The sequence below is a fragment of the Streptomyces bohaiensis genome (assembly GCF_012033785.1).
GTDB lineage: Bacteria > Actinomycetota > Actinomycetes > Streptomycetales > Streptomycetaceae > Streptomyces > Streptomyces bohaiensis.
Genome location: NZ_JAAVJC010000113.1, coordinates 1 through 14645, shown reverse-complemented (window position 1 = coordinate 14645; position 14645 = coordinate 1). Strand labels below are relative to the sequence as shown.

The following is a 14645-nucleotide window of genomic DNA, read 5'->3' as shown; positions in this document are numbered from 1 at the left end:
CGGCGGCGAGGAGATGAACTCGCTGGGCGGTGGGTGCCTGGTTTCCCCGCTTCATGATTGCTTTTAGTATTCGGGCGCCGCGTGCCGGGCGGGCGCGCGCGGCCTCGTCCGGGGCCGGCTGTCCGATCGGGGGAGGTGCCGGGATGGAGCTGTCTGACGCGTGGAGCGGTGGCGTGCGGCGGTGGTCCCGCGTCGGCCCCGCGGGGATGCGGTCGGCCCGGGCCCACCCACGGCCCGGTGGCTCCGGCCACCCACCCCCGACGCAGACCATCACGGGGACACCGAGCCGTCGGCTGCTCGGCACGGCGGCTCACGGCAGAGTGATCTCGGTCACTCACCCTGTCGTATGTGAACGCTAACAGCATCACTTTGGGCGCTCAATGGATCAGACGAGCCGGATCTGGGGTGCTCCGCAACGCCGCTGGTCGTGGGCGGTCGCGGTCCGGACGAAGAGCTCGGTGCAGCGCAGAAGGGCCCGTGCGCAGTGGGAGCACCACGGCGCACGGGCCCTCGGTCGGGCGGCGGTCGGTCAGCGGCGGCTGCCGTCGAGCGCGCCCACGTGGGAGCGCCGGGTCCCGCCCTTGTTCAGGTCACTGCCCCGCACCGGGCGGAGGAAGTCGCCGTGCACGGGTGTCCCGTCCGCGGCCCGGGCGTAGCCCTCGGGCAGGGTGAGCGAGCGGAAGTCCGCCGCGCGCGGGGCGAGCGACCCGTCCTCGTTGGCCGCACGGGAGCCGTCGAACAGGACGTTGGTGCGGTCGAGGTCGCCGGAGACGAAGTCGGCCGCGGGGGCGTCGCCGCCCCGGCCGTCCGCGGTACGGAAGGAGAGGTTGTTGCGGAAGACGCCCTGCTCCGACTCGTCGAAGTAGGGGCTGAACCGGAAGAGGAAGTTGAAGCGGCCGTTGTCGAAGCTCGTGTTGTTGTCGAGTTCGAGCCGGCCGGGGTTGAAGTTGTCGGTGAAGCCGTCCATCCCGTTGTCGTACGCGATGTTCCCGCGCACCACGTGCGCCACCGGGAGTCCCTCGCCACCGAGCTTGAAGCCGTTGCCGATGGTGCCGCCGGGGCCGTATCCGTTGCTCAGCCGCCCGTTGGAGTGCGCGACGTTGTTCTCCAGGGTGATCGGCAGGTTCGCGCCCTCGTTGGTCCGGTTGTACAGGTCCCAGCCGTCGTCGATGTTGTGGTGCGAGATGTTGCCGCGGAAGACGTTGCCCGCACCCACACCGAGCTTGGCGGCGAAGCCGTCGGCGTCGATGTCGCTCGGGTCGCGGTTGTCGTGGGACTCACTGCCGACGATCAGGTTGTGCGAGGGCCACAGGTCGGGGTTGTCACCGCTGCCGCTCAGCTGGAAGCCGGTGTTGCCGTTGAAGTTGAACGTCATGCCGCTGATGGTGTTGTGGCTGCCGCTCACCCGCATCGCGTTGTTGACCGCGCGGGTGACCTGGACGTCCTCGAACCGCCAGTGGTGGGCGTCGAGTCGGACCACGACGGGGAGGGCGTCGCGGCCGTCGATCACCACGTCCTGCCCCCGGTAGGGCCGGACCGTCTTCACCTTGTTGCGCAGGCCGCTGTAGGACGCGTCGAGCGACAGCGTCCCGGTCGGCTCGTAGGTGCCGCCGTGCAGCAGCACGGTGCCGCCCGGGGCCACGTGCCGCAGCGCGGTGCCGAGGTCGACGGGGCGGGCGGCGGTGCCGGCGCCCGCAGCCGTGCCGCCGGGGGCGGCGTGGACGGTGCGGCCGTCGCCGCGCTCGCCGTACGCGCTGCGCGTCACGGTCAGTTCCCGGACCACGGGGGCCGAGTCGCCGGTCGCGGGGGTGAAGGTGAGGGTGAGCCGGACCCCGCCGTCACGGAGCGGCACGTTCTTGCTGTAGACCTGGTGTGCCTTCAGGCGCTTCTTCGCCACCCGCTTGCCCCGGTCGTCGGTGACGACCAGTTCACCCGCCTGGTTGGGCCGGGTCTGCAGGGCGTAGACCCGGGCGCTGGTCTCGGTGGGGGAGAGCATGGCCAGGGCCGGCTGCTCCGGCTGCGGCTCCACCGGGGCGCGCGGGACCGTGTCGGCGCCGCTCACCTCCAGCTGGGCGTTCTCCACCGTGATCTTGGCGTTGCGGGCGGCGTAGAAGCCGACGAACATGCGGTCCGGGTCGATGTCCTGGACCCAGTCCGCCCCGTCGACCCGCTGCTCGAAGGTGGCGGGCTCACCGGCGTGGGTGAACGTGGCGGCCATCACGAACTCGGTGTCGGTGCGCTCCAGGCGCAGCGAGACGGGGGTGCCGACCGGCAGCGCGTAGCGGGAGTCCGTGGTGAAGGTCCGCGCCGACAGCGAGCTGCCCGGATTGCCCCACGGCTCGACGACTCCGGTGCGGTGGATGGCGCTGACCCCGGCGCGCATCATGCCGGTGGCGAAGATGTTGGAGGCCGCCGGCACCTCCTCGAACCCGTCGACCATCGGGTCCTGCCGCGGTGCGCCGATGACGTCGCGGACCATGAGGCCCGCGCTGTCCTGGCTGTTGGGCGCGGCGCCGGTCTCCGGACCGAACTGCTCCACGGTCATGTCCGCGGTGAGGACGAAGTTGTCCGTCTCGGGGTCGAGCACGGTGTGGTAGAAGGTCAGGCCGTCGTGGCCCTGAGCCAGCTTGCCGCCGCGGCTCTCCAGCGTGATGCGCCCCTCGACGGTCCCCGGGACCTCGGGCTCGGCGTAGTTGACCCCCACCTTCTCGGGCAGCACGTTGGAGGAGAAGTTCAGGTCCGTGGACTGGCCGAAGGTCACCGACTGCCAGACGGGTGCCTCGGCGGTGTCGGCCCCGGCCGCGGTCTCCGCGGTCCGGGCGGAGACCGGGGCGGTGCCTGCTGCCAGGGTGCCGGCGGTCAGGACGGCGGTGAGCAGGGCGCCGGTTCCCGCCCGGGTGAACCGGGACCGGCGTGCGGCGCCGGACGCCGGCTCGGTGGGTCTTGTCGTCAACCTCATCGTCAACTCCCTTAGGGCAGGCGGAGCCCCGGCCCTCGCGGCTCGAGGGACGGCTCACTGCCTCCGTGCTGGTGGGCCGCGCACAGTCAAGAGCCGAACAGAGGTCCAGGTCAACAGGCAGGAAGCGCTTTCTTCAACCGGGGCTCCGACCGACCCGTCGAGAGTGGTGCTCCTGGGCGCGGTGGGGCGAAAGGGCAGGACGGCCGGCGCGCGCCCCCGGTGCCGCCCCACCGGCCACGGCACCGGACGGCGGTGCCAAGGACCCCGTGTGCGGAGCGCGTCACTCCTGCGGGCGCTCGTCCGTCTCCGGCAGCGGCTGCTCGGTCCAGATGGTCTTCCCGGCCACGCTGTACCGGGCGCCCCAGCGGTGGGTGAGCGCGCTGACCAGCTGAAGGCCGCGGCCACCCTCGTCGGTGTCGGCCGCCCGCCGCACGTGCGGCGTGGTGAGACTGCCGTCGGAGACCTCGCAGACCAGACTCCGGCCGCGCAGCAGCCGCAGCGTCACCGGTTCCTGCGCGTGCCGAACGACGTTGGCGACCAACTCGCTGACCACCAGCTCGGTGGTCATCACGAGGTCGTCCAGCCCCCAGGCGGTCAACTGCTCGCGGATCATCTCCCGCGCCCGGGCCGCCGCGGTGGGCTCCGCGGACAGCGGCCACACCGCGACGTTCTCCGAGGTCAGGGCATGCGTCCGCGCCAGCAGCAGGGCGGCGTCGTCCCGGCGGTTGCGCAGTGTCGCGGTGAGGGAGGTGACGAGGCTGTCGCAGAGCCCGTCGAGAGCGTCGTGACCGCCGGCCACCGGCGGCCCGTCGTCCCCCGCCGTGGCCGCCAGCAGCCGGGTGAACCGGTCCACGGAGTCGTCGATGTCGTGGCCTCGGGACTCCACCAGCCCGTCGGTGAACAGGGCGATCAGGCTGCCGTCCGGTACCTCCGCCCGGAGCACGTCGAACGGCGGTGTCGCCGCCCCCAGCGGCGCGTTGGCCGGCACGCGGGGCACGTGGGCGGCGCCGTCCGGCCGGACCACGACCGGCGGCAGGTGCCCGGCCGAGGCGAAGTCGCACATCCGGGAGGTGGGGTCGTACACGGCGTACAGGCAGGTTGCGTAGAAGTCGTCCCCCAACTCGCTGACCAGGTCGTTGAGGTGCGTGAGGATCTCGTCGGGCGGCAGCTCCAGCTCGCTCAGGGTGCGGACCGCGGTCCGCAACCGTCCCATCGTCGCCGCCTCCGACAGCCCGTGCCCCATGACGTCCCCGATGACGAGCGCCGCACGCTCGGCCGACAGCGGGATGACGTCGTACCAGTCGCCGCCGATGTCCAGGCGCCGGTCCGCCGGCAGGTACCGCGCCGCGGCGTCCACCGCGGGGACCGTCGGCAGCCGCTGCGGCAGCAGGCCGCGCTGCAGTTCCTGCGCCCGTTCGTGCTCGGCGTCGTACAGCCGGGCCCGCTCCAGTGCCTGCGCGAGGAGCCCGCAGAGCGCGGCCAGCACACTGCGGTCCTCGGGTCTGGGGGCGTTCGGCACCGGGAACGCCAGCAGGCAGCAACCGGTGACCCGGCCCGAGACCACCAGCGGCAGGAACGCCCACGACCGGTCCCCGCCGTCGGTCAGCGCGCTCGCCGAGCGGGGGTAGCGCCGCCGGTACTCCGCCGGCGACCCCAGGAAGAGCGGGACGCGGCTCTCCACGGTCTCCGTCAGCGGTGAGGCGCCCCCGTCCTGGGCCCAGAGGGCGGCCGGCTCGTCGGCGGGGTAGCCGAGGGAGCCGACGGTCTGCGCCGAGCCACCGCTCAGGGTGATGATCGCCATCCTCACCGCCCCGAACGGCCGCAGGACGTGCTCCGCCGTGGCCCGGACCACGTCCTCCATGGTGATCGCCTCGGCGAGTGCGCCCGTCAGCCGGGCGATGTGCGCCGACTGCTCCGCGGACTCCCGCGCGGCGCTCTCGCGCTCCGCGTCGCGTTGCCGTGCCTCGGTGATGTCCGTCGAGTAGACCGTCAGCCCCTGCGGCACCGGGACCAGCCGCAGGTGGTACCAGCGCCCGCTGTCCGGGGGACGGACGTCGACGCCGGCCGGCGTGTTCTCCGCCACCGCCCGCCGGCAGGCCTCCTCGAAGCCCGGCGCGCGCCCCGCGGGGAGGTCCCACAGCAGCCGGTCGCCGCTGGCCGGCACCGGCCCCAGCGCGCGGTCCGCCTCGGCGTTGACGAACATGATCCGCCACTCGCTGTCCACGGCCAGGAAGCCGTCGGTCATGTGGCGCAGCGCGTCGTCGACGGCGTCGCGTGCCACGCGTGTCCGGGTGGTGTCCCAGACCGTCCCCACCAGGTGGCCGGGGCGACCGTCCTCGCCGGGGATCACGCGCCCCCGCGACTGCACCCAGCCGGTGGTGCCGTCGGGGCGGCGGATCCGGTACTCCACGCCGTAGAGGCTCTGGGTGCGGATCGCCTCCTCGGTGTCCGCCATCACCCACGGGAGGTCGTCGGGGTGGACCAGGTCCACCCAGGACCCGATCCGCACCCGGGTCTCGTGCGGCTCCATCCCGAGGACGCGCGTCGCCTGCACGTCGTAGCGCAGTTCGCCGGTGCGGATGTTCCAGTCCCACGAGCCGACGCTGACCGACCGGACGGCCTCGCTCAGCGGTGAGGAGTGGGCCCGGGTGGGCCAGGCCGCGGACGAGGCGGCGTGGTCGGCGGAGAGCGACCGCGCCAACCTCTCCGACACCAGGGAGGCGATCTCTCCCACCAGGCACCGTTCGTCGGCGTCCGGTGGGGACAGGCAGATGACGGAGAGGGTGCCCAGGGCGCGACGCGGCGCGGCGAGGGGGACGACGAGGACGCCCGCGACCTCGGCGTAGGCGGGTTCCTCGTCCGCGCGCCGGTCCGTTTCGGAGGCGGCGAACCAGCCTGTCCCCGCCGGACCGGAGAGCGCGTTCTCCTCGGACCCGTCGGGCAGTGCCCGGCCGACGATGCGTTCGTGGAAGCCGCGGGCATCCGCTTCGGGCAGCCCGTCGACCACGACCAACCGCAGTGCGGAACCCTCCCACGGGCCGGCGAGGTGCACCACGCCGCCGAGACCGCCGACCGCGGCGACCGCGTGGTGCAGTGCGAACTCCAGCGCCTCGGTCTCGGTCGCCTGCGCCACGAACGCCCGCACCACAGCCAGCCGACTCCGTGGCGGGTCCCGTGGCGGCTCCGTCCGCCCCGCGGCGCTCACGGTGAACGCCGCCAGGACGACCACCGGTCACGGGCCCCCGTCCGCCCCGCCGGTGCGGACGCCGAAGCAGCAGTACGGAACGCGGGTCGCGGTGCGCTCCCCGATGGTGCCGCCCTGCGGCTCCAGCTGCTGATCATGGCGCGTCCACTCCGGTCGGTGCCGTCCGCTCCGTCCTCGCCGCCCCGCTGCTGCGTCGATGTCCTCATGGTCCGACTCGGTGCCGTCCGGCGCCACCCGACCGCCCGCCGGCTCCGGTGCGAGGTGTCACCTGCGGCCCGGCGGGTGCGCCGGGCTCACAGGGGCCAGCGGCGCTGCGGCGGGTCCACCAGCGGCTCCGTCACCGTCTGACCGCGGTCCAGCGCCGCGACGATGACGAACCACTGCCCGGCGTACGGGTCCCCGTTCGGCCCTGTCGGCACGGAGTCGACCAGGCGTCGCAACTCCTCCATCGTGACCGGCCGCCGCCCCGGCCACGGGAGCGTCGCCCCCCTCGGTGACCTGCGGTGCTCTGCCCAGAAAGCCCGCAGCCTCACCACCTCCGCGCTCGCGCGTTGCTGCGCCTCGCGGCCCATCCGGACACCCCACTTCCCCGGGCCGATGCTCCGGCGCGCCACCTCGCGCGCGTCCCACGGCGTATCGAGGGACGCGCCCCCCGTCTGCTGCCCGAGCCGCACAGCGTTCGGACCCGGGCGGGCACGCCCCGAAGGGGGATCATAACCGAGCGCAGTTCCCCGCCCACGGGGGCGAAGGGGCGCAGCGGCGGGTTCCGGACGCGTCCCTCGGGGCTCTCACCGCGCCCGCAGCAACCCCCGGAGGTAGGCCGCCTGCCCCGCGTGCTCCAGGTCGTCGGCCAGCACGCTGACCAGCCGCGCGCCCAGGGTGACCGGGGGGTCCCAGCCCTCGTCGACGACCCGGTCGAGCTCCGCGGCGGTGAGGCCGGCCAGGAACGCCCGTGACTGCTCGTGCACCGCGTCGAAGTAGCCCGTCAGCAGGGTTCCGGCCTCGACGCGCACCCTCGCCGACTCCTCCGGGGTGTGCCCGTACCCCGTGTCGTCCGCCGGCAGGTCGAGGCCGAACCGTTCGCGCCAGCCCCCGCTCGACCAGACCTGTTCCCGTTCGGCGACCTCCGCCAGGTGGTCGTCCTGCACGCGGGTGAGGTGCCACACCAGCCAGCTGATGGAGTTGACGTCCGTGGCGGGCCGGTGATTCAGGGTCTTCGCCGGGAGGTCGGCGACGACCGCGTGAACCGTCTCCCGGATGCTGTCGTACCCGTCGAGGAGGATGTCGTTGGCTTGCATGACCGCATCATCGCCCCGCCGCGGCCCCGCGTCGCGCACCGCGCCGTGCCGTGTCGGGAGCGAGCCGGGCGGCCCTCGAGGGGTGACGGCGAGGAGCCGCGCCGCCGGCCGGGCCGACGGCGCCCGCACGGGGGAGGAGTCCGCGGCGCCCGTCGGGAACGCGCCACCGGGCCGACGCGCGCGTCTTCGACGGGGCGGGGCGCGCGCGGTGCGGCGGGGGCGTCGCGGCGGACTCCGACGACGCACACCACCCCGTGCGCCCCGTGGGCCACGGGGCGACGCCGCAGGTCGGGGTCGTGTTACCGGCAGCGGAGCCGCCTCGGTCCTCTCGGGGCGCGCGCCCGGCGCGCGCCGGCGGCCGGAACGGGACCGGGAGCTTCCGGCGATCTCGTGCCGGAGTCGGTCGTCCGCGGGCATTCCGCCCGGCTAGTCTGGGCGCGCCGCGTGCCACGTCCTGTCCCCTGGCCGCAGACGTCCGCCGCGATCGGCGGGGCGCCCGACCCGGACGGGGGGAGTTCTCCTTGACCACTGCCAACAGTCGAATCGACGGGATCGACGCGTCCTGGCCGGCTCGGCTCCACAGCCTCTGGCTCGCCGCGCAGGACGTGGAGAACGTCGAGGAGATGGCGCGGCACGTCTACGCCGCCATGCTCGCCGAGGACGACGTCCTGGCCGTCACCGGCAGCCGGTGGGAGGGCGATCGGCTGCGCTACCTCCGTGTCGCCACCACGGCGCGGTCGACGACGACCACCACCACCGGTGCCGGTACCGCCGCCGGCCGGCCCGTCCCGCCACCGGAGCCCGGCCGGGCCGCCGCGCGCCCCCTGGTCCACCACCACGATCTGGACGCCGGGACCGAGGGGTTCGCGCCCGAGGGACGCGCCCTGGCCGAAGCCGGCGCGCACTTCGCGCTGGAGTCGCGGTTCCGGCTCGGCGAGAACGACTGGGCGTCGTACTCGGTCGGTCTGGCGGAACGCCCGCGGGACGCGGCGGTGCTGACCGCGATGACGGCCCGGCTGGTCCAGCTCTCCGAGGTGCTGGTGGCGAGCAACCGCCGGATCGTGGAGGCGCGCGAGCACGAGCGGCGCCTGATCGAGGACGCCTTCCTGGCCGAGGCGTCGCTCCAGATGGACGCCAGCCTCGACGTCCAGGAGACGCTCTCGCGGGTGGCGCGCCTGGCCGTCCCCGCCGTCGCCGAGGGGTGCGCGGTGCATCTGTTCGCGGATCTCGGCGGGCTGGCCCCCGTCGCGTCCGCGCATGTCGCCGCCGATGTGCAGCCCTGGCTGGCCGATCTGGCACGCGACGACCCGTGGTTCGCCGACCTGGTCGACCGTGCCGTACGCAGTGGCGAGTGCGTCGTGCTCAGCGGCGAGGAACTCGACGGGGCGCCGTTCGGCCCGCACACCGACGGCCCCGGGCAGCCGGTCAACGCCGTCAGCGTCAGCCCGCTCCGCGCCCGCGGCAAGGCGCTCGGCACCCTCACCTTCATCTACCACCGGGGCGAGGACGCCGTCGCCGGCACCCGGTTGCTCGACAACCTCGCCCGGCGTGCCGCACTGGCCATCGACACCACCACCGCCTACGAGCAGCGGCGGCGCCATGTGGAGCAGTTGCAGCGCCATCTGCTGCCGAACGCGCTGCCGGTGTGGCCCTCGGCCGACCTGTACGCCGCCTACGAGGTCGCGGACGACTCCCTGGAGGTGGGCGGGGACTTCTACGACGCGGTCGTCGACCGCGACGGCCGGCTGGCGGTGGTGATCGGGGACGTCTGCGGCCGCGGCGCCGAGGCCGCGGCACTGACCGGGCTGGCCCGCCACACCCTGCGCACCCTCCTGGAGGACGGGGTGCTGCCCGAACTGGCGCTGCAGCGGCTGAACACGATACTGCTCGACCAGGGCACCACCCGGTTCGTGACGGCGCTGGTGGCCGTCCTCACTCCCGACGGGGGTGGGGCGTGCCTGGCGCGGGTGGCCGCGGCGGGCCACCCCTCGCCGCTGGTGCGTCGCAAGGACGGTCTGGTGGAGGAGGTGCGGGTGACCGGGCTCTTCCTCGGCGTGCTGCCCGACACCGACCTGCAACCCACCTCGCTGCGGTTGGAGGCGGGGGACTCGCTGGTGATGTTCACCGACGGCCTGACCGAGGCCCGGTCCGCCAGCGGCGTATTCTTCGAGGACCATCTGCCGGAGGCCGTCCGCGACTGCGTCGTTGAGGAACCCGAGACCGCGGCAGGCCTGGTGGCGCGGATGTCCGCGTTCCGGGCGACCGGGAGCGACGACACCGCGGTGCTCGTCGCGCACGTGAAGGGGACGGCAGGATGACCACGGAACGCGGACGCCGAATCGACCTGGGCAGTGTCCTGGTCGTGGAGGACAACCTGGAGGACGCCGAGGCGATCGAACGGGCGCTGCGCCACACCCACCCCGAGCTGCGGCCGGAGTTCACGACCCGCGGCGACGGCCTGCTGGAGATGCTGCTGGCCCGGGAGGCGCTGCCCGGTCTGGTCCTGCTGGACCTCAACATGCCCGGCCCGGACGGCCACGAAGTCCTCGCCGAACTGCGGTCCAGACCCGAGCTCGACGACGTCACGGTCGTCGTCTTCACCTCCTCCACCTCCCCGGCCGAGGTGGACGCCTGCTATGCGGCGGGCGCGGACAGCTACGTCTACAAGCCGGTCAACTTCACGCTGTTCCGCACGGTGCTCAAGGGCGCGATCGACTACTGGCAGGCGTCGCGGGGCGCGGCCTCCCACGCCCCGCCCGTCCCCCGCCAGCAGTCGTCGGAGGCGTAGCGCCGGTCCGGCGGCGGGTGGCCTCAGGAGCCGTCCGCCGCGGTGCTGTCGTCCGCCGCCTCGCAGACACCCAGGGTGAAGGAGAACGCGCTGCCGCGGCCCGGCGCGCTCTCCAGCCAGATCCGGCCGCCGTGCCGCTGCACGACGCGCTTCACGACCGCGAGGCCCACCCCGGACCCGCCGCCGTACTCGTGCGGCCCGTGCAACCGCCGGAAGAGCTGGAAGACCTCCTCGTGCAGCGCGGGAGCGATGCCCATGCCGTTGTCCCGCACCGTCACCACGGTCTCGTGTGCCTCGCCGGGGTCGCCCGGCACCGGCAGTCGCCGACCGGACACCTCCACCCACCGGTCCGAGCTGTCCGGATCGGCGTACTTGGCGGCGTTGACCAGCAGGTTCACCAGGATCTCGTAGAGCCGGTCCTGGTCGGCGGCCAGCACGGGCAGCGGGCCACGCCGCACCTGCACCCGCTCCTCGGCGAGGCGCGGGCCCGCCACCTCCAGCGCGGAGTCCAGCACGCGTCCGAGGTCGACCTCGGACACCCGGAGCCCCGCTCGGCCCAACCTGGCGTAGTGCAGCAACGAGTTGAGCAGCTCGTCCATACGGCCCGCCAGTCGCTGCATGGTCAGCAGCCGCCGCCGGGTGGTCTCATCCAGCCTGGCGGCGGCGTCCTCGATGGTGAAGGTCACGGCGTTGGAGATGCCGCGCAGCGGCTCCTTCAGGTCGTGCGCGGCGGCGTGCGCGAAGCCGTCCAGGTCGAGATTGGTCATGCGCAGCTCGTCGTTGAGTGCGCCGACCGCGTCGGCGTGCCGCAGCACGAGCCCCGTGAGCAGGCGCCACAGTTCACGTGCGGCCGCGCGGTCCGTCGTGGTCCACTCCAGGCTGCGCCCGCGCATCATGGCCGCGAACACCGCTCCCGAGCCGCGAGGCGTCAGCCGCTCGCCCCCGGCCCCGACCCGGACCGGGGCGGCGGGGTCCGCCGCCCAGCGCCGGGGTACCGGGCGTTCCCGGCGGCACCAGGCGAGGAAGTCGCCCGAGCGGCTCAGCGGCAGCAGCAGTACCCCCGCCGGGCCCATGACGGACGGCTGCGCGCCGAAGGCCGCCTCCTCGCCGTCGACCTCCGCGAGCCGGTCCGTCTCCCACACCGTGCCCGGTGCCAGCAGCGCGGCCCGGCCGCCGAGCGCCTGGACCAGCCCCGGGGGAAAGGTGTCACCGCTGCCGGAGACCCTGCCGCCCCGGCACAGCACCACGCCGTCCGCGGCGAGCAGCTCGGTGACCGCCTCGCCGTGGTCGGCGACGCTCTCCTCCAGACCGTCCTCCAGCAGCCGTGCCACCCGCGCGGCACGCGTCCCGGACTCGGCGATGGCGTCCGCCCGTTCCCGTTCCTCGATGGCCGCAAGCTGCAAGGAGAACGCCGCACCGAACATCTCGCAGGCCGAGCGGACCTCGGGGGTGGGCCGCAGCGGTCGGGCACCGTGGCAGGCGATGAGCCCCCACAGGCTGCCCTCGCGCAGCACGGAGACGGACATCGACGACCGCACGCCGATGTTGCGCAGGTACTCCAGGTGGAAGCCGGAGACGGTCCGCAGCGCGGCCGAGGAGAGGTCCAGCGGGACGCCGGTCTCCGGCCGGACCGGGGGCACCAGTCCCACGGTCTCGTCCAGGACGTCGCCGATCACCCGGATCCAGTTGTCCCGGTAGAGCCGCCGCGCCTGCGGGGGGACGTCCGTGGCGGGGAACCACAGCCCCAGCCACGGGTCCCAGCCGGGCGTGAGGTCCTCCGCGACGACCTCACCCGGGCCGGCCTCCCCGTCGAAGCGATAGACCATCACCCGGTCGTAGCCGGTCAGTGCGCGGACCTCGCGCGCCGCGACCGCGCAGGCCTCGGTGACGGTCGAGGTCGAGCGCAGCCGCGCCAGCGCCCGCCGGATGCCGGCGTAGAAGGTTCCGAAGGCCGGTGCCTCGTGCTGCCGCGGCTCGAACTCCAGGACGAGGAGGCCGTCCCGGCGGTGGGCGGAGACGTCGACCTGGCGGCGGCTGCCCGCACCACCGACGGGGGCCGGGAAGGTGACGGCCGCGGAGTCCTCCCCGGAGGTGCCGCTCAGTGCCTCCTCCAGTTCGGCCTCCGCCAGGACGCGGGAGGCGTGTGCCCCCAGCAGTTCCTCGGGCGGCGCCCCGAGGAGCTCGCCGGTGTTGGCGGCGGCGACCACCACCACTCCGCTCGCGGGCTCCACCGCGATCAGGGTGCCGTGGGACTGCACGCCGCCGAGCAGGTGGATGGGCTCGCGCACGCACTCGGAGAGGTCGAAACCGCCCGGGACCTCCGCCTCCGCCGCCCGCGCCCGCTCCGTCAGCCATCGGTCCACCATCGCGTGTGCCCTCCGCCCGCGGCGCCCGACCCCCGGGCGCTCGTACCTCTGGTGCGCCATCCTCCCACTGGCTCACGCCCCCGGTCGGCCCGCCGTGACCGGCCCGCCGGCGGCCGCGCGGAGGGCGCCGGTCCGGAATCCACCGGCGTGCGCTCCCCGCATCAACGCCAGGGGCACCGCCCGCACGCACAGCGCACGCGCGGGCGCGGAGAGCGCACACCACGGCACCGCCCGCCCCCGATAGCGCGGTGACGAATCGTGTTATGCGCCTCACGCTCGGCACCGCTCGCGCACAATCGCCTACGGGGCCTGTCCGCACGCGTCCTGGGGGAGAGATGAGACCGGTTGTGACCACTGTGCTTGTCGTCCACGACGTCGCCCTGTGGCGAAAAGCGCTGCGCTGCCTGCTGCACCATGCCGGTGACTCCCTCAACGTGCTCAGCTGCGGTCGGGAGGAGCTGCGCCGCGCCGCCAGCGACGAACGACCGGAGGTGTACGTGCTGGACCTCGACTCCCCGGGCTCGCACAGTCTGCTGGAGGAGCTCGGTACCGTCCGCAGCCCCGGCCCCGAGGGAGGCCACCTCGTGGTGCTCGGCCGGGGCGACCGACCCGGCGTCCTGCGCGCCGCGGCTGTCGCGGGGGCACGCGGCTACGTCGACAAGTACCACGGCACCGACGACCTGCCCGCCGTGGTCCGCAAGATCGCCGACGGCGGGCGGTACATCGACGAGTCGCTGGCCTTCGGGCTGCTCCAGGCCCACGAGATACCGCTGTCGGGACGCGAGCTGGGCGTCCTGTCCCTGGCGGCGCAGGGCGAGTCCGTGGCCTGCATCGCCCGACGCCTCAACCTCACCAACGGCACGGTGCGCAACTATCTGGCGGCCGCCGTGCGCAAGAGCGGAGGCCGCAACCGCTCGCACGCGATACGTCTTGCCCACGACGCGGGCTGGCTCTGACGGGCGTCGGCCCGCCGGCGCGCCTCCCGGTCGGTCACTCGCCCGCCCGGGCGGGCGGCACGGCGACCTCGCCGGTCAACTCCCGGTAGAGCGGGCTGCGGGCGGCGAGTTCGGTGGGCGGCCCCAGGACGACACGCGGACCGTCGAGCACCAGGACCCGTTCGGCGCGCCGGGCCGAGGCCGGCCGGTGCGCGATCACCACCAGCGTGCCGGCGCGGGCCGCCAGCGCGGTCTCCGCCCGGGCCTCGGCCGCCGCGTCCAGCCGCCCGGTCGCCTCGTCCAGCACGAGGAGCGCCGGGGCGGCGACGAACGCCCGGGCCAGCACGATCAGCTGGCGCTCACCGAGCGACAGGGCCTCGGGGCGGACCTCCCCGTCCAGACCGCCGATCCGGTCCGCCGTCCCCCGCATACCGAGGGCGTCGACAGCCGCCGTCAGCTCCGCCTCCCCGGCGTCGGGACGCAGATACTCCAGGTTCTCCCGGAGCGACCCGGTGAAGACGTAGGGCTGCTGCGGCAGCAGCACCACCCCGGGCGGCACGCCGCCGTCCGCCTCCCCGGGCGGACGCAGCCAGGCGACCGTGCCCGCACTGGGCGTCCGGTCCCCGGTCAGGATGCCGGCGAGGGTCGACTTGCCGGTGCCGCTGGGACCGATCACCGCGAGGTGCTCCCCGGGCGCCACCGTGAGATCGAGTCCGTCCAGCACGGGCCGGGCCGCGGGGCCGTAGGCGAACCGCACCCCCCGCAGGGCCACCCCCGCTGCGGCGGGCGCGGCGCCCGCCGCGGTCGCCGCACCAGGTGCCGCGCCCGGGCGGGGGCGGGGCAGCTCCGCCGGCCGCTCACTGAACCGGTCCAGCACCACCAGCAGCCGCCCGCCCGCCGTCCCGAGCGCGGTCATCAGTGCGTGCACCGCGGGTGCCAGCGACTGGGTGAGGTAGGTGAGCGCGCCGACGAGCGCGCCCGCCGTGAGCCCCTGCCCCAGCAGCCACGGCGTCGCCGCGAGCAGCGCCACCGGCGGGACCCGGCCGCAGAGCGCCAGGGCGGCCACCCGTGCGGCCGACCAGCCGGCGAGCGCC

The 14645-nt window shown here is 74.4% G+C and carries 9 protein-coding genes; 3 read left to right on the top strand and 6 right to left on the bottom strand.

Going from position 1 to position 14645, the window contains the following annotated elements:
• Positions 1-529 precede the first annotated feature (529 nt).
• From HCN52_RS14020 to HCN52_RS14005, 4 genes are all read right to left on the bottom strand, one after another.
• Entirely contained in the window at positions 530-2959 is a 2430-nt protein-coding gene (locus tag HCN52_RS14020) for a right-handed parallel beta-helix repeat-containing protein (protein WP_209314522.1), read from the bottom strand.
• A 280-nt stretch (positions 2960-3239) separates the two neighbouring features.
• Entirely contained in the window at positions 3240-6107 is a 2868-nt protein-coding gene (locus HCN52_RS14015) for a SpoIIE family protein phosphatase (RefSeq protein WP_312876692.1), read from the bottom strand.
• Positions 6108-6457: 350 nt separating this feature from the next.
• Positions 6458-6604 (bottom strand): hypothetical protein, encoded by a 147-nt coding sequence (locus HCN52_RS14010; RefSeq protein ID WP_168088772.1) that lies wholly within the window; start codon positions 6602-6604, stop codon positions 6458-6460.
• A 348-nt stretch (positions 6605-6952) separates the two neighbouring features.
• Positions 6953-7462, bottom strand: coding sequence for a mycothiol transferase (locus tag HCN52_RS14005; protein ID WP_168088771.1), 510 nt, complete (start codon positions 7460-7462; stop codon positions 6953-6955).
• A 521-nt stretch (positions 7463-7983) separates the two neighbouring features.
• On the opposite strand from HCN52_RS14005, the gene HCN52_RS14000 reads away from it, so the two are divergent.
• Positions 7984-9780, top strand: a complete 1797-nt coding sequence (locus tag HCN52_RS14000) for a PP2C family protein-serine/threonine phosphatase (RefSeq protein ID WP_168088770.1) — start codon at positions 7984-7986, stop codon at positions 9778-9780.
• The gene (locus HCN52_RS13995) at positions 9777-10250 is read left to right on the top strand and encodes a response regulator (RefSeq protein ID WP_168088769.1); all 474 of its coding nucleotides are present in this window, start codon (positions 9777-9779) and stop codon (positions 10248-10250) included. Before HCN52_RS14000 ends, HCN52_RS13995 begins: the two co-directional genes overlap by 4 nt.
• Before the next feature lie 23 nt (positions 10251-10273).
• On the opposite strand, the gene HCN52_RS13990 is transcribed toward HCN52_RS13995, so the two are convergent.
• The gene (locus HCN52_RS13990; RefSeq protein WP_168088768.1) at positions 10274-12616 is read right to left on the bottom strand and encodes an ATP-binding protein; all 2343 of its coding nucleotides are present in this window, start codon (positions 12614-12616) and stop codon (positions 10274-10276) included.
• A gap of 347 nt (positions 12617-12963) precedes the next feature.
• Between HCN52_RS13990 and HCN52_RS13985 the strand changes: the two genes are divergently transcribed.
• Positions 12964-13572 carry a response regulator transcription factor gene (locus HCN52_RS13985; protein WP_168088767.1) on the top strand — a complete coding sequence of 203 codons (609 nt, stop codon included), beginning with the start codon at positions 12964-12966 and terminating at the stop codon, positions 13570-13572.
• Between the two features lie 34 nt (positions 13573-13606).
• Here HCN52_RS13985 and HCN52_RS13980 read toward each other — a convergent pair.
• A partial coding sequence (locus HCN52_RS13980; RefSeq protein ID WP_168088766.1) for an ATP-binding cassette domain-containing protein occupies positions 13607-14645 on the bottom strand: 1039 nt, incomplete at its 5' end.